Origin of the sequence: Paracoccus limosus (assembly GCF_009711185.1) — a bacterium.
Lineage (GTDB): Bacteria > Pseudomonadota > Alphaproteobacteria > Rhodobacterales > Rhodobacteraceae > Paracoccus > Paracoccus limosus.
This window is the reverse complement of sequence record NZ_WMIF01000001.1, coordinates 215174-235488: the sequence shown is the minus strand read 5'-3', so window position 1 is coordinate 235488 and position 20315 is coordinate 215174. Positions and strand designations below refer to the sequence as shown.

General features: G+C 68.1%; 18 protein-coding genes, 2 tRNA genes, 1 pseudogene and 1 riboswitch. Of the genes and pseudogenes, 12 read left to right on the top strand and 9 right to left on the bottom strand.

The annotated features are described in order from the left end of the window. Nucleotides 1-6 precede the first annotated feature (6 nt). Nucleotides 7-978 (top strand): beta-ketoacyl-ACP synthase III, encoded by a 972-nt coding sequence (locus tag GL279_RS01260; protein WP_155062777.1) that lies wholly within the window; start codon nt 7-9, stop codon nt 976-978. Nucleotides 979-987: 9 nt separating this feature from the next. Here the strand turns inward: GL279_RS01260 and GL279_RS01255 are convergent, their stop codons facing one another. Next, complete coding sequence (locus tag GL279_RS01255) at nt 988-1263, bottom strand: DksA/TraR family C4-type zinc finger protein (protein ID WP_155062776.1); 276 nt, start codon at nt 1261-1263, stop codon at nt 988-990. 199 nt (nt 1264-1462) lie between these two features. Here GL279_RS01255 and ihfA point away from each other — a divergent pair, with 199 nt between their 5' ends. The 4 genes from ihfA (at nt 1463) to GL279_RS01235 (ending at nt 3702) form a co-directional block, all read left to right on the top strand. Then, nucleotides 1463-1765: an integration host factor subunit alpha gene (gene ihfA, locus GL279_RS01250; RefSeq protein ID WP_155062775.1), complete on the top strand. Its 303-nt coding sequence runs from the start codon at nt 1463-1465 to the stop codon at nt 1763-1765. Then, entirely contained in the window at nt 1765-2373 is a 609-nt protein-coding gene (locus GL279_RS01245; protein ID WP_155062774.1) for a MerR family transcriptional regulator, read from the top strand. The genes ihfA and GL279_RS01245 overlap by 1 nt, the downstream gene beginning before the upstream one ends. A 122-nt stretch (nt 2374-2495) precedes the next feature. Then, nucleotides 2496-2573, top strand: a tRNA-Pro gene (locus GL279_RS01240). 61 nt (nt 2574-2634) lie between these two features. Continuing rightward, nucleotides 2635-3702, top strand: coding sequence for a 2'-deoxycytidine 5'-triphosphate deaminase (locus GL279_RS01235; RefSeq protein WP_155062773.1), 1068 nt, complete (start codon nt 2635-2637; stop codon nt 3700-3702). A gap of 93 nt (nt 3703-3795) precedes the next feature. Here the strand turns inward: GL279_RS01235 and GL279_RS01230 are convergent, their stop codons facing one another. From GL279_RS01230 to argS, 6 genes are all read right to left on the bottom strand, one after another. After that, nucleotides 3796-3999: a hypothetical protein gene (locus tag GL279_RS01230; RefSeq protein ID WP_155062772.1), complete on the bottom strand. Its 204-nt coding sequence runs from the start codon at nt 3997-3999 to the stop codon at nt 3796-3798. A gap of 18 nt (nt 4000-4017) precedes the next feature. Then, nucleotides 4018-4683 (bottom strand): SMC-Scp complex subunit ScpB, encoded by a 666-nt coding sequence (gene scpB / locus GL279_RS01225; RefSeq protein ID WP_155062771.1) that lies wholly within the window; start codon nt 4681-4683, stop codon nt 4018-4020. Further along, nucleotides 4680-5498, bottom strand: a complete 819-nt coding sequence (locus GL279_RS01220) for a segregation and condensation protein A (protein WP_155062770.1) — start codon at nt 5496-5498, stop codon at nt 4680-4682. The genes scpB and GL279_RS01220 overlap by 4 nt, the downstream gene beginning before the upstream one ends. Nucleotides 5499-5555: 57 nt before the next feature. Then, the gene (locus tag GL279_RS01215) at nt 5556-6548 is read right to left on the bottom strand and encodes a glycoside hydrolase family 3 N-terminal domain-containing protein (RefSeq protein WP_155062769.1); all 993 of its coding nucleotides are present in this window, start codon (nt 6546-6548) and stop codon (nt 5556-5558) included. Continuing rightward, nucleotides 6548-7792, bottom strand: coding sequence for an SPOR domain-containing protein (locus tag GL279_RS01210; RefSeq protein WP_155062768.1), 1245 nt, complete (start codon nt 7790-7792; stop codon nt 6548-6550). The genes GL279_RS01215 and GL279_RS01210 overlap by 1 nt, the downstream gene beginning before the upstream one ends. A gap of 66 nt (nt 7793-7858) precedes the next feature. Next, nucleotides 7859-9604: an arginine--tRNA ligase gene (argS, locus tag GL279_RS01205; protein ID WP_155062767.1), complete on the bottom strand. Its 1746-nt coding sequence runs from the start codon at nt 9602-9604 to the stop codon at nt 7859-7861. A gap of 310 nt (nt 9605-9914) precedes the next feature. Here argS and GL279_RS01200 point away from each other — a divergent pair. The 3 genes and pseudogenes from GL279_RS01200 to metK form a co-directional block, all read left to right on the top strand. Next, nucleotides 9915-11459 (top strand): annotated as a pseudogene (locus GL279_RS01200) (DEAD/DEAH box helicase); the annotation flags it as partial. Between the two features lie 552 nt (nt 11460-12011). Then, the gene (gene lnt / locus GL279_RS01195) at nt 12012-13556 is read left to right on the top strand and encodes an apolipoprotein N-acyltransferase (protein ID WP_155062765.1); all 1545 of its coding nucleotides are present in this window, start codon (nt 12012-12014) and stop codon (nt 13554-13556) included. A gap of 14 nt (nt 13557-13570) precedes the next feature. Next, a riboswitch (SAM-SAH riboswitch) is annotated at nt 13571-13620 on the top strand. A gap of 4 nt (nt 13621-13624) precedes the next feature. Continuing rightward, complete coding sequence (gene metK / locus GL279_RS01190; RefSeq protein ID WP_155062764.1) at nt 13625-14791, top strand: methionine adenosyltransferase; 1167 nt, start codon at nt 13625-13627, stop codon at nt 14789-14791. A gap of 169 nt (nt 14792-14960) precedes the next feature. Here metK and GL279_RS01185 read toward each other — a convergent pair whose 3' ends face one another. Next, nucleotides 14961-15587: a J domain-containing protein gene (locus GL279_RS01185; RefSeq protein ID WP_155062763.1), complete on the bottom strand. Its 627-nt coding sequence runs from the start codon at nt 15585-15587 to the stop codon at nt 14961-14963. A gap of 69 nt (nt 15588-15656) precedes the next feature. Between GL279_RS01185 and GL279_RS01180 the strand changes: the two genes are divergently transcribed. The 4 genes from GL279_RS01180 (at nt 15657) to GL279_RS01165 (ending at nt 18963) form a co-directional block, all read left to right on the top strand. Beyond that, a complete protein-coding gene (locus tag GL279_RS01180) occupies nt 15657-15908 on the top strand; it encodes a BolA family protein (RefSeq protein ID WP_155062762.1) in 252 nt (83 codons plus the stop codon). A 78-nt stretch (nt 15909-15986) separates the two neighbouring features. Then, nucleotides 15987-16952, top strand: a complete 966-nt coding sequence (gene glpX / locus GL279_RS01175) for a class II fructose-bisphosphatase (RefSeq protein WP_155062761.1) — start codon at nt 15987-15989, stop codon at nt 16950-16952. 47 nt (nt 16953-16999) lie between these two features. Continuing rightward, a complete protein-coding gene (recJ, locus tag GL279_RS01170; RefSeq protein WP_155062760.1) occupies nt 17000-18766 on the top strand; it encodes a single-stranded-DNA-specific exonuclease RecJ in 1767 nt (588 codons plus the stop codon). 122 nt (nt 18767-18888) lie between these two features. Continuing rightward, nucleotides 18889-18963: transfer RNA gene (locus GL279_RS01165), tRNA-Glu, on the top strand. A 107-nt stretch (nt 18964-19070) separates the two neighbouring features. On the opposite strand, the gene GL279_RS01160 is transcribed toward GL279_RS01165, so the two are convergent. Beyond that, the gene (locus tag GL279_RS01160; protein WP_155062759.1) at nt 19071-20300 is read right to left on the bottom strand and encodes a multidrug effflux MFS transporter; all 1230 of its coding nucleotides are present in this window, start codon (nt 20298-20300) and stop codon (nt 19071-19073) included. Nucleotides 20301-20315 lie beyond the last annotated feature (15 nt).

The window sequence follows — 20315 nt, the reverse complement described above, 5'->3', positions numbered from 1 at the left end:
GTCCTGATGCGGCGTGCGATCGTCCGGGGCACCGGCCATTACCTTCCTGAACGCGTGGTCGAAAACAGCTGGTTCGAGGACAAGCTGGACACCACCGACGAATGGATCCGCAGCCGCACCGGGATCGAGCGCCGACATTTCGCCGCGCCCGAACAGCGCACCAGCGATCTGGGCATCGCCGCCGCCAAGGCCGCGCTGCAGAACGCCGGCCTGCTTGCGAACAAGATCGACGCGGTGATCGTCGCCACCTCGACGCCCGATTTCACCTTCCCTTCGGTCGCCACCATGGTTCAGGCCGGGCTGGGCATGAACCGGGGCTTTGCCTTTGACGTGCAGGCGGTCTGCGCCGGCTTCGTCTTTGCGCTGTCGAACGCCGATGCGATGATCCGCGCGGGTCAAGCCGACCGGGTGCTGGTCATCGGCGCCGAGACCTTCAGCCGCATCATGGACTGGACCGACCGCGGCACCTGCGTGCTGTTCGGCGACGGCGCCGGCGCCGTGGTGCTGGAAGCCGTCGAGGGTGAGGGCACCCCGCAGGATCGCGGCATTCTCGCCTGCGACCTGAACAGCGACGGCCAGTATCGCGAGCTGCTTTATGTCGATGGCGGCGTTGCCTCGACCGGCACCGCCGGCCATCTGCGCATGCAGGGCAATCTGGTGTTCCGCCATGCGGTGGAAAAGCTGGCCGATACCGCGCATCGCGCGCTGGACAAGGCCGGGCTGACGCCCGCCGATGTCGACTGGCTGGTGCCGCATCAGGCCAACCTGCGCATTATCGAGGCGACCGCCAAGCGCATGCACCTGCCGCTGGACAAGGTGGTGCTGACCGTCGCCGATCACGGCAATACCTCGGCGGCCTCGATCCCGCTGGCGCTGTCGGTTGCCAATGCCGAGGGCCGTTTCCAGCCCGGTCAGGTGCTGGTGGCCGAAGCCATCGGCGGCGGCCTCGCCTGGGGCTCGGTCGTGCTGCGCTGGTAAGGCGCCACCCTATTTCAGCTGCGAATCCTTTGAACCGCGCCGGTTGATGCCCGCCTGCGGCCTGAACGCCCGGTCGCGTCCCGACTGGCATTCGACGCACAGCCGCACGCCCGGTATCGCCACGCGCCGCGCCTGCGGGATCGGCTCGTCGCATTCGTCGCAGAACTCGGCGCTCTCGGCATCGGCGGCGCGGGCATTGCGCAGCCGCATCCGCTCGATCGCCTCGCGCGTCGAGACATCGATCTGATCGTTCACGGCATCATCGCGCGCCCAGCCACCGGCCATCCGCTGTTCCCCCAAGCTTGTCCCATTCGCACAAGATAGGCACACCGACGCCGCTCGCCAACTGGTCAAGCCGCGGAAGCTGCGATAAGATGCGAATAAGATGACGAAATTTTCGGCGGCCGGAACCGGAATCGCGGCCGGATTGTTGACAGCTCGCAGCAAAGAATATCATCCTTCCAGCAAGAGAGAGGTTTCCGAGATGAGCGACTCCACCTTGACCCGCATGGATCTGGCCGAGGCCGTGTTCCGTGAGGTCGGTCTTTCGCGGCACGAATCGGCCCAGCTGGTCGAAAGCGTCCTGGCCCATATCTCCGATGCCCTGGTGCGCGGCGAACAGGTCAAGATCTCGTCCTTCGGCACCTTCTCGGTGCGCGAAAAGAACGAGCGCATCGGCCGCAACCCCAAGACCGGCGAAGAGGTGCCGATCACGCCCCGCCGCGTCCTGTCCTTCCGTCCCTCGCATCTGATGAAGGACCGCGTCGCGGCCGGCAACAAAAGCTGATGGAGAAATCGCCCGACGCCTTCCGTTCGATTGGCGAGGTCTCTCGTCTGGTCGGCGTCGCGCCGCATGTGCTGCGCTATTGGGAATCGCAGTTCAGCCAGCTGTCGCCGGTCAAGCGCAGCGACGGCCGGCGCTATTACCGCCCCGAGGATGTGCGTCTGGTCGCGGGCCTGTGTCAGGTCATGCGCGAGGAAGGCATGAGCATCCGGGGCGCCAAGCGTTTGATCGCGGCTGATCGCGGGGCCGGCCTGCGCCAGATCGGCGCCCTGCGTCTGGGCGAGGCCATGGGGGAATCATCCGCCGAGCAATCCACCGGCCCGGCCGTGCGTCTGGCCCTGCCCGAGGCCGCCACTGTCGCGCTGGCCCCCGCCACGACCGCACAGGCCGCGCAACCGGCCATTCTGGCCCCCGCCGGGGCCGAGACCGACAACGCCTCCTTCCCGGACGAACAGCCACCAGCCCCATGGCGCCCCACGCCCGACGCCGACCGCGGTGACTGGCTTGATCGCCTCGGCCATGCCGCCACGCTGCTGCGCCGGCAGCGGTCGCACCCCCTGCCCGCCGCCGCCCTGACCGCGCTGCGCGACGCCCGGACCGGTGCGCGCTGAGCCCGCCTTGGCCGTCCTCTCCCGGAAATCTCAAGAACCGGGAATGGCTGCGAAATTTATGCCTGGATTTCTGCCGCTTTCCCCTTGTGCTGCCCCCGCGCTTGGCTCTATATGCCCCTCGTCGGGCCGTGGCGCAGCCTGGTTAGCGCGTCCGTCTGGGGGGCGGAAGGCCGAGAGTTCGAATCTCTCCGGCCCGACCATTCCGAAAACGCTCATCTCCTTTCAGGGGGTGGGCGTTTCCTTTTGCCGAAAGGGTGTCTCGTGAACGGTGTCCTGCCCGATGGCGCCCTGCGCCAGATGATCGAAACCGGCGCCATCCGCGCCGAGCACCCGATTCTGCCTGAACAGATCCAACCCGCCAGCCTCGACCTGCGGCTGGGCGCGACCGCATGGCGGCTGCGCGCCTCGTTCCTTGCCGGGCGCGGCAAGCGGGTCAGCGACCGGCTGGCGGATTTCGAGATGCACCGCATGGACCTGACCGGCGGTGCCGTGCTGGAGAAAGGCTGCGTGTATCTGGTGCCGCTGATGGAGCGGCTGAGCCTGCCGCCGGGCCTCGATGCCGTCGCCAATGCCAAAAGCTCGACCGGGCGGCTGGACCTGCTGACCCGCCTCGTCACCGATGAGGGCACCGAATTCGACCGCCTGCCCCCCGGCTATGACGGCCCGATCTATGCCGAGATCTGCCCGCGCAGCTTTTCGGTGCTGGTCCGCCCCGGCATGCGGCTGAACCAGCTGCGCCTGCGCCAAGGGCATGCCCTGCTCAGCGATGCCGAGCTGCGCCGCCTGCATGCCGACCAGCCTCTGGTCAGCGGCGAGGCGCTGATCGACGAAGGCTTGGGCTTTTCCGTCGACCTGCGGCCTGCGTCGGGCGATCTGGTCGGCTACCGCGCCCGACCGCATAGCGGCGTCATCGACCTCGACCGCATCGGCCATTATCCGGCCCGCGACTTCTGGGACGAGTTGCGCAGCAGCGATGGCCAGCTGATCCTCGACCCCGGCGCCTTCTACATCCTCGTCAGCCGCGAGGCGGTGGCGATTCCCCCCGATTACGCGGCCGAAATGGCGCCCTATCTCGCCATGGTGGGGGAATTCCGCGTGCATTACGCCGGCTTCTTCGATCCCGGCTTCGGCCACGGCCCCGCCGGTCAGGGCGCGCGCGGCGTCCTTGAGGTGCGCTGCCACGAGGCGCCCTTTGCGCTGGAACATGGTCAGGTCGTCGGCCGGCTGATCTATGAACGCATGGCCGCCCGGCCAGAACGCCTTTACGGCAGCGGCATCGCCTCGAACTATCAGGGCCAGGGCCTCAAGCTCGCCAAGCAATTCGCCTGAGTTCTTTCGTGCCCAAATATCCCGGGGAACGTTTTCCCGGCCCCGATCAGGGGCAGGAAAAACGTGGGGCAGAGCCCCAGGACCACGCCCGGGTCAGCGCATCCGCCGGGTGATCCGCGCCGCCTGACGCGCGCGCTTGGCCGCAGCCCGGCCCGCCTTTTCGCGCTGCCGCTGTTGCGGGCTCTGCTTGCCATCCGAATCGATGTTGCGCTTGTGCAAAGCCACATCCGCGCCCCGGTTCAGCAACCGCTGGCCGAACAGCCGCGACAGCTTGGCAAACAACTGGTTCAGGTTCATTCTCGACGCCTTTTCTGACTATTCGTCCTCGAACAGATCCTCGGCCGGGTCCGCAGCCCCGTCCTCTTCGTCGCCCGCCGCATCCGCCTCGGGATCGCGCAGCACGAACATGCCCGCCTCGCCTTGCGGGCGCGACTCTAGCAGACCTGCAGCGCGCAGCTCGGCCAGCCCCGGCAGGTCGCGGGCACTTTCCAGGCCGAAGTGGTCCAAAAAGGCCTCGGTCACCACAAAGGTTGCCGGCCGGCCCGGCGTCTGCCGCCGCCGCCCGACCCGCACCCATTCCAGCTCGATAAGCTGATCCAGCGTGCCGCGGTTGGTGGCCACGCCCCGGATCTCCTCGATCTCGGCGCGGGTGACCGGCTGGTGATAGGCGATGATGGCCAAGGTTTCAGTCGCGGCCCGCGACAGGCGGCGTGATTCGACGGTCTCTTCCTGCATCAGAAAGCCCAGATCGGCCGCCGTGCGAAAGGCATAGCTGTCGCCCGCGCGCTCCAGCCGCACCCCCCGCCCCTCATAGCGCGCGCGCAGATGGCGCAGCGCCTCGGCCGCATCGCAGCCCTTGGGCAGGCGCGCGGAAATCTCGCGCAGGCTCATCGGCTCGGCAGCTGCGAACAGCACCGCCTCGACCATGCGCTCCTGCTCGAACAGCGGCAGCGGCGGAAAGGCTTGCGGACCCTCGCTCATTGCGGCCGCCTGCGGATCGAGATCGGCGCGAATGTCCCGACCTGAGACAGCTCCAGCCGCCCCTGCCGCGCCAGCTCCAACGTTGCGGCAAAGGTTGCGGCGGTGGCCGAGCGGCGGCGTTGCGGATCGTCGGACCAGCCCTCGGGCAGGAACTCTGCCAGCGCGGTCCAGTCGCCCATATAGCCGATCAGGCCGCGCACCCGCTCCAGCGCCTGCTCCATGGTGAAAACGTCCTTGCGGTCAAAGGCATAGGGCCGGAATTCGTCACGGGTGCGCAGACGCGCATAGGCGCGCATCAGGTCGATCAGCCCCGCCTGCCACGCCACGCGCCGGGCGCGCACCACGGTTTCCGGCGCGCCCCGGGCAAAGCGCTGATGCCCCAGCCGGTCACGCGCCATCAGCCGTCCTGCCGCCTCGCGCATTGCGGCCAGACGTTCCAGCTGAAAGGCCAGATGCGCGGCCATGTCCTCGGCCGAAGGCCCCTCGTCCTCGGGGTCCGGCGGCAAGAGCAGGCGGGATTTCAGGAATGCCAGCCATGCGGCCATCACCAGATAATCGGCGGCCAGTTCGATGCGCAGCGCCCGCGCGCGTTCGACGAAATCCAGATATTGGTTGGCCAGTTGCAGGACCGAGATCTGCAACAGATCCACCTTCTGGCTGCGCGACAGCGTCAAGAGCAGGTCCAGCGGCCCCTCGAAGCCCGAGACATCGACGACCAGCACCTCTTCGGCGCGGCGTTCGGCCACGTCCGGCGCGGAAACCGCAGCAGCAGCCGGCGCGTCGGGCACCGGGGTCAGATAGGGCACCTTGGTCATCGCGGGTCCGGCGGGTTCAATCCGCGCAGAATCGGGCAAGACGCCATCGCTGTCAATTCAGGCCGCCAAACCGCCAAGCCCGCGCAGCTCAGCGCGCAGATCGGCCAGATCCAGCGGCTCGGGCGCGTGGCGCAACGTCAGGGCACGGGCCGAGCGCCGCATGCCCTGCGGTGACAGCCGCCCCGCCGCCGCCACGATGGCCTCCATCTGCGCCAAAGTCTCGTTGCAGGACAGCACCAGATCGCAGCCGGCGGCCATGGTCGCCGCTGCCCGCTCGGCCGGGCTGCCTGACAGCGCCTCCATGCCGATGTCGTCCGACATCAGCAGCCCGTCAAAGCCGATCCGGTCGCGGATCATGGCAATGACCGGGGCCGATTGCGTGGCCGGCGCATCGTCGATGGCGGTAAAGCGGATATGTGCGGTCATCGCCAAAGGCAGGTCCGACAGCGCGCGGAAGGAGGCGAAATCACTGGCCTCCAGCTCGGCCAGCGGCGCATCGACCACCGGCAGATCCTTGTGGCTGTCCACCCGCGCCCGGCCATGGCCCGGCATATGCTTGATGATCGGAAGCACGCCCGCCGCCAGCAGCGCCTCGGCAGCGATGCGGCCCAGCCGGCTGACCGTCGCGGCATCCGAGCCCAGACAGCGGTCGCGCAGGAACGAATGGGTCTCGGGGCGGGCGATATCCAGCACCGGCGCGCAATCGGCGTCAATACCCACCCCGCGCAACTCGCGACCCAGAACATGGTGATGCAGCCAGACCGCGCGCTCGCCCAGCTCGGCCTGACCCAGCGGCGGCCGGAAATCGGTCCAATGCGGCGCGCGCATGCGCTGGACGCGGCCGCCTTCCTGATCGATCAGCACCGGCGCATTGCGGCCGACGGCCTCGCGCAGGGCGCCGGTCAGCCGTTCCAGCCGCGCGGGCGTGTCGATATTGCGCCCGAACAGGATAAAGCCCCAAGGATCGGCGGCGCGAAAGAAATCCCGCTCGCCGGGCGCGAGATCGGGGCCGGCAATGCCGCCCAGAATGGTCGCGCCCGTCTGCGTCATCACTTGGCGACGGCCGGGATGCAGTCCACGCCCTCGGCGATCAGCGCCGCGCAAAAGCGCCGCGCCTCGTCCTTGGAGGCAAAGCCCGCAGCCCGCAGCCGCCAGAAGGTGCGGCCACCGCTTTGCGCCTCTTGCACCACGCGCGACTTGCCCGAGAAGAGCGAGCCGAACTTGCCCGAAACGCGGCTCCATTCGCCCTTGGCCAGCGCATCGCTGTCAAAGGCGCCGATCTGCACCATGGCCGAGCCGGTCGCGACCTTGGCCGCCGGGGCAGCGTCGGCAGCCGGCTGGGCTGCGGATGATTTCGGCGCGGCCTCGGGACGGCTTGCCGCCACGGGGGCGGCGGCAGGCACCGGCGCGGCAGCCGCCGGGGCAGCGTCGCTGATCACGGTGCTGGCTGCGGCCACGCGGCGCGGACGCGGCGCGGGGCGCACGGATTGCGCCACGGCGGGGGCCGGCGCGGGGGCAGCGGTCTGCGCCTCGGCCAGGGCCTGGCTGATACCGCTGTCCTCGGGCTCCTCGCCCGACAGGTCGGTCAGCGCCTCATTGGCCGGCGCCTCGGCGGCCGGAGCGTCCGAGATCATCGCATCCTCGACGGTGCTCGGCTCGACCGCAGCCGGCGCAGGTGCTGCGGCGGCCGCAGCAGCGGCAGCGGCGGCCGCGGCGCTGGCCTCGGCATCCGACATGGCAATGGTGCGGGCGGCATCGTCAAGCGGCGGCAGCTCGACGGCGCGCGAGGGCTGCTGCGCGGTCGCGCCCAGCGTGCCCATGGCCAGATCGCCATCTTCCAGTCCGGTCGAACCCGGCGCCAGCGCGACCTTGTCCACCCGGCCCGGCTTTTCACCCGAAGCGACGGAGTTGACGGCCAGCCCCGTGCGGTCCGACAGCTCGCCGCCCGGATCCTCGGGGGCGGTGCGCGCCTCGCCCTGCACGGCCCGGATCACCGGCACGCCTGAGACATCGCGGACCACCAGCTTGAAGCCCCAGACGGCAAGGATCACCACCAGCCCGACCGACACCAGCGCGCCGACATAATGCGTCAGCCGCGACAGCCGGCCCAGCAGGCTGGGCGATTCGATCAGCGCCGGATCATGGCCCTGCGCGGCATATTGGTCATCCCAATCGGCCTGCCAGTCGCCTTGGCCTTCCTCGGCCCCGGCGTCCTGCCCATAGGGAAAATCCTGCGCATGGCGCTGCGGTTGCGCACCCTGAAAGCCGCCGGAGCGGAAATCTACTACTGCCATTCCTGCCTGCCTGCCGGTTTGCCCGGTGTTCACTTGCTGCTCGTTCAGATCCGGCGGCGGCTGTTTTCAGCGCATCTCTTTTGCCGGAGTCACACCCAAGATACCAAGACCGGCCGAAATGACAACGCCAACGGCCCGCACCAGCGCGATTTTCGCCGATGTCGCCGCCAGATCGCCCTCTTGCACGAAGCGCAGCGCGGGGTCGTCATTGCCCCGGTTCCACAGCGAATGCAGGTCCGAGGCGATATCATAGAGGAAGAAGGCGATGCGATGCGGTTCGCCCGAACGGGCGGCGATCTCGATCGTGCGTGGCCATTCTGCCACTTTGCGCGCCAGCTCCAGCTCGGCCGGATGCGACAACAGCGACAGATCGGCGCCGGCGAGGCCCGCGTCGGACACGTCCACGCCCAGCTCGGCGGCCTTTTTCAGCACCGAGTTCACCCGGGCGCTGGCGTATTGCACATACCAGACCGGGTTGTCCTTGGACTGCTCCAGCACCTTGTCGAAATCGAAATCCAGCGCCGCGTCGTTCTTGCGCGTCAGCATGTGGAACCGCGTCACCTCGGCCCCGGCCTGCTCGACCACGTCGCGCAGGGTGACGAAGGTGCCGGCGCGTTTCGACATCTTGAAGGGCTCGCCGTTCTTGAACAGCTTGACCAGCTGGATCAGCTTGATGTCCAGCGGCACGCGACCGTCCGACAGCGCCTTCACGGCGGCGGTCATGCGCTTGACATAACCGCCGTGGTCGGCGCCGAACACGTCGATCAACTGATCAAAGCCGCGGTCGATCTTGTCCCAGTGATAGGCGATGTCAGGGGCGAAATAGGTCCACGACCCATCCGATTTCTTGACCGGGCGGTCCACGTCATCGCCATGCGCGGTCGAGCGGAACAGCGTCTGCTGGCGCGGCTCCCAATCCTCGGGCGCCTTGCCCTTGGGCGGCTCCAGCGTGCCTTCATAGATCAGCCCGGCCTCGCGCAGGCGGTCGATGGCGGCCTCGATCCGACCGGTGCCGTAAAGCGCCTTTTCGCTGGAGAACACATCCATATGGACATTCAGCAACGCCAGATCGGCGCGGATCATCTCCATCATCGCCTCGGTGGCGAATTCGCGGATCTCGACCAGCCATTCGGATTCCGGCTTGTCCAGCAGGCCGGTGCCGTATTTCGCCTTCAGCGCCTCGCCCACGGGGATCAGATAGTCGCCGGGGTAAAGGCCTTCGCGGATCGCGGGCTCAAGCCCGTTCGCCTCGCGGTAACGTTCATAGGCTGAGCGTGCCAGCACATCGACCTGCGCACCGCCATCGTTGATGTAATATTCGCGGGTGACGTCATAGCCCGCAAAGTCCAGAAGCGTCGCCAGCGCATCGCCAAAGACCGCGCCGCGGGTGTGGCCGACATGCATCGGCCCGGTCGGGTTGGCGCTGACGAATTCGACGTTGACCTTGGTGCCCTTGCCCATGGTCGAGCGGCCGAAATCCGCGCCCTCGCGCAGCGCCACCTGGACGACACCCTGCCATTCACCCGGCGCCAGACGCAGGTTCAGAAAGCCCGGCCCGGCCACATCGGCGGCGATGATGCGGGGATCGGCGGCCAGCCGCGCGGCCAGCGCATCGGCGATCTCGCGCGGTTTCTTTCCGGCCGGCTTGGCCAGCACCATCGCAGCATTGGTCGCCATGTCGCCATGCGCGGGATCGCGCGGCGGCTCGACGGTGACGGCGGTGGTGTCAAGGCCAGCGGGCAGCTCGCCCAGCTGCTCCATCTGCGCCAGAGCGTCGATGACCAGCGCGCGGATATCGGAAAACAGGTTCATGGCGTCCATCCATAAGATCGCGCCGGGATAGCGCCTGCCGCCGGGGGCCGTCAACCACGCGACAGGCAGATGACAGACCCCGCAAAGCGCCCGCGTCCCGCCGCAAGGACGCCATGCAAGGCGTAAATGATGCATCAGATTGACGCAGGACGGGTTTTCGGCTAGTCGGGCGGGGCCTGCATTCGGCGGGCATGGCAGGGGCGTGCGGAAATTGCGTCCCGGACCGCCGCGATTCCGGGAATTGAGAGCGCGGCGATGGACGCAAGCAAGGCGCGGGTTACGACCCCGCGTCATTACACGAAAGCCCTGAATGACCAAGTTTTCTGATCTGAAGCTCGACCCCAAGGTTCTGCAAGCCATTGCCGAAGCCGGGTATGAAACGCCGACCCCGATCCAGGCCGGGGCGATTCCGCCCGCGCTCGAGGGCCGCGACGTGCTGGGCATCGCCCAGACCGGCACCGGCAAGACCGCGAGCTTTACCCTGCCGATGATCACGCTTCTGGGCCGTGGCCGCGCCCGTGCGCGCATGCCGCGCAGCCTTGTGCTGTGCCCGACGCGCGAACTGGCCGCCCAGGTGGCCGAGAACTTTGACATCTATGCCAAGCACACCCGCCTGACCAAGGCGCTGCTGATCGGCGGCGTCAGCTTTGGCGAACAGGACAAGCTGATCGACCGTGGCGTCGACGTGCTGATCGCCACACCCGGCCGGCTGCTCGATCATTTCGAGCGTGGCAAGCTGCTACTGACCGGCGTGCAGATCATGGTCGTGGACGAAGCCGACCGGATGCTGGACATGGGCTTCATCCCCGATATCGAGCGGATCTTCCAGCTGACGCCCTTTACCCGGCAGACGCTGTTCTTCTCGGCCACCATGGCGCCGGAAATCGAACGCATCACCGACACCTTCCTGCATTCGCCCGAGCGGATCGAGGTCGCGCGTCAGGCCACCACCAGCGAGACCATCACCCAGAAGCTGGTCGAGATCACGCCGACCCGCCGCGACCAGTCGGCCAAGCAAAAGCGCGAACTGCTGCGCGCCCTGATCGACGCCGAGGGCGAGGCGCTGAAAAACGCCATCATCTTCTGCAACCGCAAGACCGATGTGGATATCGTTGCCAAGTCGCTGAAGGCCCATGGATATGACGCGGCACCGATCCACGGCGACCTGGACCAGCGCCACCGCATGGCGACGCTGGACGATTTCCGCGAAGGCAAGCTGCGCTTCCTTGTCGCCTCGGACGTGGCGGCGCGCGGTCTGGACATTCCGGCCGTCAGCCATGTCTTCAACTTCGACCTGCCGAGCCATGCCGAGGATTACGTCCACCGCATCGGCCGCACCGGCCGCGCCGGCCGGCTGGGCACCGCCATCTCGATCGGCGTGCCGGCGGATGAGAAATACCTGACCGCAATCGAGGCCCTGGTGAAACAATCCCTGCCCCGCGCGCCGCTGCCCGAGGGCTTTGCGCTCTCGGCCGCCGCGCAAGACGCCCCCCGCCCACCCCGCGAAAGCGGCAAGCGCGAGCGTGGTCGCGACCGTGACCGTGGCGACCGCCGGGGCCGCCGCGACGACAGCGAGCAGCGCAGCGAGCGCGAGCCCGTCGAACAGGTTCGCGCCGAGGCCCCCCGTCAGGAAGCGCGCCCGCCGCGCGAGGAACGGCGTCAGGAAACGCGTCATGAGTCGCGTCACGACGAACGCCGGGGCGACCGGCGCGAGGATCGCCGCGAACGCGGGGATCGCGGTGGCGACCGCCATCCGGTGATGGGCATGGGCGAGCATATGCCCGAATTCATGACCCGCAGCTTCCGCCCGCGCATCATCGAAGCGGTCATCGAGGCCGATGAGCCCGTCGAGGCGCCGGCCAACGCGGCTCCGGCCCCGGTCAAGCAGGCCGCCCCCGCCGCTCAGGCTCCGGTGGAACAGGCGCCCGTCGAACAGCCCCCTGCCGTCGAAGCCATCGCCGCCGTGGAACCGGCAGCCGAGCCGGTGGCCGAGGTTGCGGCCGAAGCCGCCGCCGAGGCCGCCGCGCCGGCCAAGCGCAAGCGTAAGCCGCGCGCCCCCAAGGCCAAACCCGCCGAGCCGGTGGCCGAAGCCAGCACCGACGCGCCCGCGCCGGTCGAGGCCGCAGCAGTCGAAGCCGCGCCGGTCGAGGTGACCGAGGTAACCGCAACTGAAGCCCCAGCGGAAAAACCCAAGCGCAAATCCCGCGCCAAGGCCGCCCCTGCCGAGGATGGCGCCGCCGAAAAGGCCGAGAAGAAACCGGCCAAACCGCGCGCCCCGCGCAAGAGCCGCGCCAAGGCCGCGCCCGCCGAGGTCACGACGGAGGCGCAACTGGCCCAGCCGCAGCCCGAGGCCCAGCCGGAACCGCAACCCGGCACCGGCGACAAGGCCGAGGTCTGAGTTCGTGCCATGGCTGCGCTGGTCTCTGAGCTGACGCCGGCAAGGCAGCGGCCCGGCTGGCTGGCCTTGGTGCTGGACCTGGGGCTGGGGCTTGCCGCCGCCCTGGGTCAGGCGCCTTGGGGCCTTTGGCCGCTGACCGTGCTGGCGATGGCGCTCTTGTGCTGGCGCATCGCCGGTGCCGGCAGCGCCCGCCGCGCCTTCTGGCACGCGCTGGCCGCCGGCCTTGGCCATTTCGCGCTGGCCATGTCATGGATCGTCGAACCATTTCTGGTCGAGCCCGATGTCTATGGCTGGATGGCGCCCTTTGCGCTGTTCTTCATGGCGCTTGGCGGCGCGCTGTTCTGGGCGGTGCCGGGTTGGCTGGCCGCACGGCTGGCGCCCGGTTTTGCCCGCCAAGGTATCGCCTTTGCCGCGCTGATGGTGCTGTCGGATTGGCTGCGCGGCTGGATCTTTACCGGCCTGCCCTGGGCGCTCTCGGGCCATATCTGGATTGCGACGCCGGCCGGGCAACTGGCCGCGACCTTTGGCTCGATCGGGCTTTCGGCGCTGACCATGGCCGCAAGCTGTCTGCCGCAGGCGCTGGCCCGACACCGCAGCTGGCGCACCGCTGCCCCCGGCGCGATCCTGTCGCTGTTGCTGATCGCCGCCGCCTGGACGCAGGGCATGGCCCGACTGGCCGCCCCCCAGCCCGCCGACAGCGCGCTGCACATCCGGCTGGTCCAGCCCAATGCCAAGCAGGCGCTGAAATGGGACCCTTATTGGTCCGAGATCTTCTTTCGCCGCTTGCTTGACCTCTCCACCGCCCGCGATCCGGGCCGACCGGCCCCCGATGCGGTGATCTGGCCCGAAACCGCGGTGAACTTCCTGCTGGACCAATCCGGCACCGCCGCGCAGGACATCGCGGCCTATGCCGGGGCACCCGTCATCCTTGGCATCCAGCGCTCCGAGGGCGAGCGCTATTACAACAGCCTGACCGAGTTCACCGCAGACGGCATCGGTCCGGTCTATGACAAATTCCATCTGGTGCCCTTTGGCGAATACACGCCTTGGGGCGACCAGCTCTCGGGCTTTGGCATCCGCGCCTTTGCCGCACAACACGGGTTCGGCTATTCCGCCGGGCCAGGGCCGCAGGTGATGCAACTGCCGCGCCTGCCCGCGTTTCAACCGCTGATCTGCTACGAGGCGGTGTTCTCGCGCCACCTGATCACCGGGGCCGGGCGCCCGGCCTGGCTGCTGCAAGTGACCAATGACGCATGGTTCGGGCGCCTCTCGGGCCCTTGGCAGCATCTGGCGCAGGCGCGGCTGCGCGCCATCGAATCCGGCCTACCGCTGATGCGGGCGGCCAATACCGGCGTCTCGGCAGTGATCGACGCGCGCGGCGGGCTGCGCGCGACGCTGGGGCTTGATCTGGACGGGCGGATCGACGCCGCCCTGCCCGGCGCGCTGCCGCCCACGCTCTGGTGCCGCTGGGGCGACTGGCCGGCGGTGCTGGCTGCCGTGGCGGCATTGGCCCTTGCCATCACCCGGCGGCGGTTGACGGCAACCGGGACGTGATCTATCGCTGACGCTGACCGTCACAACGGCTTCCTGGCGTGACGGCGTAACCTTCAACGGAGCACTCCATGGCCAGACAGAATTATGTGTTCACCTCGGAATCGGTTTCCGAGGGGCATCCCGACAAGTTGTGCGACCAGATCTCGGATGCCGTGCTGGATGCGCTGCTGGCCGAGGATCCGGCCGCGCGCGTCGCCTGCGAAACCTTTGCCACCACCGGCACCGTGGTTATCGGCGGCGAGATCGGCCTGACCGATCAGAAGAAGCTTGGCGAATACATGGGCCGCATTGGCCAGATCGCGCGCGATACCATCCATGACATCGGCTATGAGCAGGAAAAGTTCCACTGGAACACCTGCCACGTCCACAACTACCTGCACGAGCAATCCGCCCATATCAGCCAGGGTGTCGACCGCGACGGCGCCGGCGATCAGGGCATCATGTTCGGCTATGCCGTCGACGAGACGCCCGAGCTGATGCCGGCGCCGATCCAGTACGCCCATGCCATCCTGCGCCGTCTGGCCGAGGCCCGCAAATCCGGGGCCGAACCCATGCTTGGCCCCGACGCGAAGTCCCAGCTGAGCCTGCGCTACGAGAACGGCAAGCCGGTCGAGGTAACCAGCCTCGTGCTGTCGCATCAGCACAAGGACATCGCCCAGACCTCGGACGATATCCGCGCCATCGTCGAGCCCTATATCCGCGAGGTCCTGCCCGCCGACTGGCTGACCGAGCGCACCGAATGGTGGGTGAACCCGACCGGAACCTTCGTCATCGGCGGCCCCGATGGAGATGCCGGCCTGACCGGACGCAAGATCATCGTCGACACCTATGGCGGTGCCGCTCCGCATGGCGGCGGCGCCTTCTCGGGCAAGGATCCGACCAAGGTCGACCGCTCGGCCGCCTATGCCGCACGCTACCTTGCCAAGAACGTGGTCGCGGCCGGTCTGGCGAAACGCTGCGTTATCCAGCTCAGCTATGCCATCGGCGTGGCCAAGCCGCTGTCAATCTATGCCGATACCTTTGGCACCTCGGAAATCCCCGAGGCCGAGATCGAACGCGCCGTCTCGCGCGCCATGGACCTGACCCCGCGCGGCATCCGCGAACATCTGGATCTGTGCAAGCCGATCTATCGCCGCACCGCCGCCTACGGCCATTTCGGCCGCGCACCCGAGGCGGACGGCGGCTTCTCCTGGGAGCGCACCGATCTGGCTGACGCGCTGAAACGCGAGCTGTAAGGCAGGGGGCTTCGCCCCCGCGCGTGCCGCGCTCCCCCAGGATATTTAAGCACGAAAGAAGGGCTCGGGAGCGATTCCGGGCCCTTCTTTCGTGGACAAATATCCTGCGGGGGAAGCCCGGAGGACCGCAGGTCAGCCGGGCGTGGGGGCGCAAAGCCCCCATGCGGCCTCAGTCCTTGAAGCTGCGGCTATCCTTGATCTGGTCCCAGGCCCAGACGACCTCTTGCAAGCGATCCTCGTCCGAGCGGTCGCCACCATTCATGTCGGGATGAAGATCCTTGACCAGCGACTTGTATTGCTTGCGGATTTCGGCCCGGGTCCAGCTATCGCGGGCCTCGAGGATTTCCAGCGCCTTGCGCTCGGTCGGCGGCAGCTTGCGGGTGGCGGCGCGGCGGACCTCGGGGTTGGTGCCATTGGCGCCAAGAATCTCAAGCGGGTCGTCGATGCCGTGGCGGGCCCATTTCTGTTCCTGCGCCGCGCGGCCAAAGGGTTTGGTCGGGCGTTCCCAGACCGTGGCATTGTCCAGGAATTGCTGGAACTCGGCCTCGGACTGGCCCTGGAAGTAGTTCCAGTTCAGGTTGTATTCGCGGACGTGGTCCTTGCAGAACCAATAGTAGTCATCCAGATTCCGGGGCGATTTCGGCGCGCGATACTGGCCGGGCTCGTTGCAGCCCTCCTTGTCGCAGCGCCGCGTCGAGGTCTCGAATGCGCCCGACATGCCGCGCCGGCCCTTGGTCTTGCGCTTCTTGTCCGAAGCCGCGGACATGTCGAAACCGAACGGGTCGCTATTGCTCATTTCACTGCCTTGTCCTCATCGGGACGCGCAGTTTAGGCTATTTCGCGCGACATGAAAGGGGCATTGCGGATGATCATCGACGAGATGCGGGAAAGGCTGGCCGTGCTGGCGCCGAGCCGGCTGGAGATTTGGGACGAAAGCGATCAGCACCGCGGCCATGGCGGATGGCGCGAAGGGGGCGAGACGCATTTTCGCATCCGCATCGCCAGCCCTGCGCTGGCCGGTCTGGGCCATGTCGCCCGGCATCGTGCCATCCACAAGGCTTTGGGCGACATCGTGCCGCGGATCCACGCGCTGGCGCTGGAAATCGCCGGGGATTGAGCTGTTAGCGCACACAGGATTGCCGCAATCAGCCCCGCCGCGTAGAAGCCGCAGGGACACCAACCAAGGAATTCTCCGATGATTTCGCCCAAGGATTTCAATGACCGCATGTTGTCGCTGGGCCTTGCCCGGGTGAGCGAGGCGGCGGCGCATGCGTCGGCCCTGCTGATCGGGCGTGGCGATGAGAAAGCCGCCGACCAGGCCGCCGTGAACGCCATGCGCGATCAGCTGAACATGCTGGATATCAAGGGCGTCGTCGTCATCGGCGAGGGCGAGCGCGACGAGGCCCCGATGCTTTATATCGGCGAGGAAGTCGGCACCGGCCATGGCCCCGAGGTCGATATTGCGCTGGATCCGCTGGAAGGCACCACGCTGACCGCCAAGGACATGCCGAATGCGCTGACCGTGATCGCCATGGCGCCGCGCGGCACGCTGCTGCATGCGCCGGACGTCTATATGGAAAAGCTCGCCATCGGGCCGGGCTATGAAAAGGACGTGGTCAGCCTGAACATGACCCCGGCCGAACGCGTGCGGGCACTGGCCAACGCACGCGGCGTCAAGGACAGCGACATCACCGTCTGCATCCTCGAACGCCCCCGGCACGAGGATCTGATCGCCGAAGTGCGCTCGACCGGCGCCGCGATCCGCCTGATTACCGATGGCGATGTGGCGGGCGTCATCCACTGCGCCGAGGCCGAACTGACCGGCATCGACATGTATATGGGTTCGGGCGGCGCCCCCGAGGGCGTGCTGGCAGCCAGCGCGCTGAAATGCATGGGCGGCCAGATGTGGGGCAAGCTGTTGTTCCGCAACGAGGACGAAAAGGGCCGCGCCCGCAAGGCCGGCATCACTGATCTGGACCGGATCTATTCGCGCGATGAGTTGGTCACCGGCGACGTGATCTTTGCCGCGACCGGCGTGACCAATGGCTCGATCGTGGCCGGCGTGAAACGCGAGCCGGGCTATCTGACCACCGAAACCATCCTGATGCGCTCGAAGACCGGCTCGGTGCGGCGCATGATCTATCGCAACCCGGTCAAGTAACCCGGCTGCACCTTGCGCAAGCGGCGGTCATGGGGGATGAAGCCCGCATGACCCTGCTTGCCCCGCCTGCCTTTCTTTCCGTCGATTCTTCGCTGACCGGCCGGTTCTGGCGCGGCCCCGACCCGGCGCTGGAACGCGCGGCCGAGGCCTTGGCGCAGGAAAGCCGCCTGCCCCTGCCCGTCAGCCGGATCCTCGCCGAGCGGGGCGTGCCGGCGCATGAGGCGCAGGCCTATCTGGAACCGCGCCTGCGCGACCTTTTGCCGGATCCCCTGAGCCTGCGTGACATGGACAAGGCGGCCGCGCGCATCCTGCGCGCCGTCACAGGCCAGCAGCGCATCGCCATCTTTGCCGATTACGATGTGGACGGCGGCGCCTCGGCCGCGCTGCTGATCGACTGGCTGCGCCGTCAAGGCATCGAGGCGGTGCTGTATATCCCCGACCGCATCGATGAGGGTTATGGCCCGAACATCCCCGCGATTCAGGCGCTGTCAGCCAAGGCCGATCTGATCATCTGCGTCGATTGCGGCACGCTCAGCCATGAGGCGCTGGCCGCCGCCACCTGCGACGTGATCGTTCTGGACCACCATCAGGGCGGCGAGACCCTGCCCCCGGTGCTGGCCGTGGTGAACCCCAACCGCGCAGATGAGGACGGCAGCCTTGGCCATCTTTGCGCGGCGGGCGTGGTCTTTCTGACGTTGGTGCAATGCAACCGCCTGCTGCGCGAGGCCGGGTGGGCGCAGCCCGATCTGATCGGACTGCTGGATCTGGTGGCGCTGGCCACGGTGGCCGATGTCGCGCCGCTGATCGGCGTCAACCGCGCCTTTGTCCGTCAGGGGCTGGCGATCATGGCCCGGCGGGAACGTCCCGGTCTGGTGGCGCTGTCGGATGTGGCGCGGCTGGATTCGGCACCCAGCGCCTTTCATCTGGGCTTTCTTCTGGGCCCGCGCATCAATGCCGGCGGTCGCGTCGGCCGGGCAGATCTGGGCGCGCAGTGCCTTAGCTGCACCGACCCTAGCGCCGCCGCCCGCTATGCCGAGGAGCTGGACACGCTGAACCGCGACCGCCGCGCCATCGAGGCCGCCGTGCGCGAGGCCGCGCTGGCACAGGTCGAGGCGCGCGAGGCCGCTCAGGGGCCGGGGCTGCTGGCATGGGCCGCCGATCAGGGCTGGCACCCCGGCGTGGTCGGTATCGTCGCCGCCCGGCTGAAAGAGGCGACCGGCCTGCCCTCGGTGGTGATCGGGGTCGAGAACGGCATCGGCAAAGGCTCGGCCCGTTCGGTGCCCGGCGTCGATCTGGGCCGTGCCATCCAGCGCCTCGCCGCCGAGGGGTTGCTTTTGAAGGGCGGCGGCCATGCCATGGCGGCCGGGCTGACGGTGGACGAGGCCCGCATCCCCGAGGCCATGGCCCGGCTTGCCGAATTGCTCTCGCGCGAGATGGCCGATCGCGCCGGCGCCGGAGAGCTGCGCATCTCGGGGCTTCTGGATCCGGCCGGGGCCACCGTCGAGCTGATGCAATTGCTGGAACGTGCCGGCCCCTTTGGGCAAGCCGCGCCCGCGCCGCGCTTTGCCTTTGCCGATCAGCTGATCGACAGCGCCGCCACCATGGGCGACAGCCATCTGCGCCTGCGCTTTCGCAGCCCGGGCAGCCCGGCGATCGAGGCGGTGGCCTGGGGGGCGATGACCGGCCCGCTGGGGCCCGCCCTGCTGGGTGCCAAGGGCCGGCGCTTTCATCTGGCCGGGCGGCTGGAACTGTCGCTCTGGGGCGGGCGCGAACGGGTGCGGCTGCGGCTGGACGATGCCGCGCCGGCGGGCTGAACCCTGTCGCGGCGCGGGGCGAAAAAACTTGTCCGCCCGCGCATTTTTCCGCTTGCGCGGCCCGCGTCGCTCGCCTAAACACCGCTCCACGCTGCAGGGCATGACCCGGCAGCCGTGAAAGTGGCCCGTTCGTCTATCGGTTAGGACGTCAGGTTTTCAACCTGAAAAGAGGGGTTCGACTCCCCTACGGGCTGCCACTTCCTCCCTGAAAAGCAGACAACATTGGCCGGCCCGGGCAGTTGCATGTCCGGCATGTGTCATTCAAAATGGCTGGTCGGCGCCGGCGAACCGGCGCCCGTCCTGATCAGACCTCGCTGACGCGGCGCATCAGCCACAGCGCCAGCGCCGAACACAGCAGCGTCGCCAGCACCATCGGCACGGCGGTGCCGTTGTAAAGCTGCCCCACAGGCGCCGCGATCAGCACCGCGCCCAGCGTCGAGACCGCCGCCACGACCGAGGCCGCCATGCCCGCCAGATGGCCCATATGCTGCAAGGCCATGGCATTGAGGTTGCCAAAGGTGATGCCGGCCATGAAGAACACGCTGACCGCCCAGAAAAAGAACACCGGGAAGGCCAGCGCCTGCGGCAGTAGCCCGCCCATCAGCAGCGCCAGCACCACGGCTGCGACGACGACCTGCATGGCATAGGCGGCGGCGACGATGCGGCGCATGCCCAGCCGCACGACATAGCGCGCATTCAGCACCGTGCCCGTGCCCGACAACAGCGCCATGGCGGCAAACCACAGCGGAAAGCTCTCGCCCTTGCCATAGGTCTGCGAAAACAGCTGCTGCGCCGAACTCAGCAGCGCGAACATCTGACCAAAGCCCAGCGTCATCACCACCGTGACCAGCCGCACCTGCGAATGGCCCAGCACCTCGCGCGCGCCGGCCAGCAGGCTGCCCATTTGCAGCGGCCGGCGCCGGGCGGGGGGCAGCGTCTCGGCCTGACGCAGGGACAGCCACAGGCTGCCGATCACCGCCAGCACCACGAAGGCGCCAAAGACGCCGCGCCAGCCCGCAAGATGAATGATCCCCGCCCCCAGCGACGGCGCCACCGCCGGCACAAGGATAAAGATCATCATCACGAAACTGGTGATCCGCGCCATCTCGCGGCCCTGATACAGATCGCGCACCAGCGCCAGCGACACGATGCGCGGCCCGGCGGCGCCGATGCCCTGCAAGACGCGCGCCGCCAGCAGCATCTCCAGCGAGGGGGCAAAGACCGCCGCCACCGCGCCGATGGCATAGACCGCAAAGCCCAGCACGATGATCGGCTTGCGACCAAAGGCATCCGACAGCGGCCCCGCCACGAACAGCCCTGCCCCCAGCCCGGCGACAAAGGCCGTCAGCACCAGCTGCGCCCGGTTCACGTCCTCCGGGGTCAGTTCACGCGCAATGTCGGGCAGCGCCGGCAGCATCGAATCGATGGAAAAGGCGATCGAGGCAAAGGTCAGCGCCAGCATGGCGATGAACTCGGGCAGCGGCTGGCGGGATCCGCCCGACGCGGCGCGCGGATTCGAAGCGGGATCGGACATGGCACCCTCTGGTAT

Excerpts from the sequence above, each read along its gene's own strand:
- recJ (WP_155062760.1), top strand. The coding sequence starts at position 17,000 with ATGACCCTGCTTGCCCCGCCTGCCTTTCTTTCCGTCGATTCTTCGCTG.
- argS (WP_155062767.1), bottom strand. The coding sequence starts at position 9,604 with ATGAACCTGTTTTCCGATATCCGCGCGCTGGTCATCGACGCTCTGGCG.
- GL279_RS01215 (WP_155062769.1), bottom strand. The coding sequence starts at position 6,548 with ATGACGCAGACGGGCGCGACCATTCTGGGCGGCATTGCCGGCCCCGAT.
- glpX (WP_155062761.1), top strand. The coding sequence starts at position 15,987 with ATGATTTCGCCCAAGGATTTCAATGACCGCATGTTGTCGCTGGGCCTT.
- GL279_RS01185 (WP_155062763.1), bottom strand. The coding sequence starts at position 15,587 with ATGAGCAATAGCGACCCGTTCGGTTTCGACATGTCCGCGGCTTCGGAC.
- GL279_RS01260 (WP_155062777.1), top strand. The coding sequence starts at position 7 with ATGCGGCGTGCGATCGTCCGGGGCACCGGCCATTACCTTCCTGAACGC.
- metK (WP_155062764.1), top strand. The coding sequence starts at position 13,625 with ATGGCCAGACAGAATTATGTGTTCACCTCGGAATCGGTTTCCGAGGGG.
- GL279_RS01255 (WP_155062776.1), bottom strand. The coding sequence starts at position 1,263 with ATGGCCGGTGGCTGGGCGCGCGATGATGCCGTGAACGATCAGATCGAT.
- GL279_RS01180 (WP_155062762.1), top strand. The coding sequence starts at position 15,657 with ATGATCATCGACGAGATGCGGGAAAGGCTGGCCGTGCTGGCGCCGAGC.
- GL279_RS01160 (WP_155062759.1), bottom strand. The coding sequence starts at position 20,300 with ATGTCCGATCCCGCTTCGAATCCGCGCGCCGCGTCGGGCGGATCCCGC.
- ihfA (WP_155062775.1), top strand. The coding sequence starts at position 1,463 with ATGAGCGACTCCACCTTGACCCGCATGGATCTGGCCGAGGCCGTGTTC.
- scpB (WP_155062771.1), bottom strand. The coding sequence starts at position 4,683 with ATGAGCGAGGGTCCGCAAGCCTTTCCGCCGCTGCCGCTGTTCGAGCAG.
- GL279_RS01245 (WP_155062774.1), top strand. The coding sequence starts at position 1,765 with ATGGAGAAATCGCCCGACGCCTTCCGTTCGATTGGCGAGGTCTCTCGT.
- lnt (WP_155062765.1), top strand. The coding sequence starts at position 12,012 with ATGGCTGCGCTGGTCTCTGAGCTGACGCCGGCAAGGCAGCGGCCCGGC.
- GL279_RS01210 (WP_155062768.1), bottom strand. The coding sequence starts at position 7,792 with ATGGCAGTAGTAGATTTCCGCTCCGGCGGCTTTCAGGGTGCGCAACCG.
- GL279_RS01230 (WP_155062772.1), bottom strand. The coding sequence starts at position 3,999 with ATGAACCTGAACCAGTTGTTTGCCAAGCTGTCGCGGCTGTTCGGCCAG.
- GL279_RS01220 (WP_155062770.1), bottom strand. The coding sequence starts at position 5,498 with ATGACCAAGGTGCCCTATCTGACCCCGGTGCCCGACGCGCCGGCTGCT.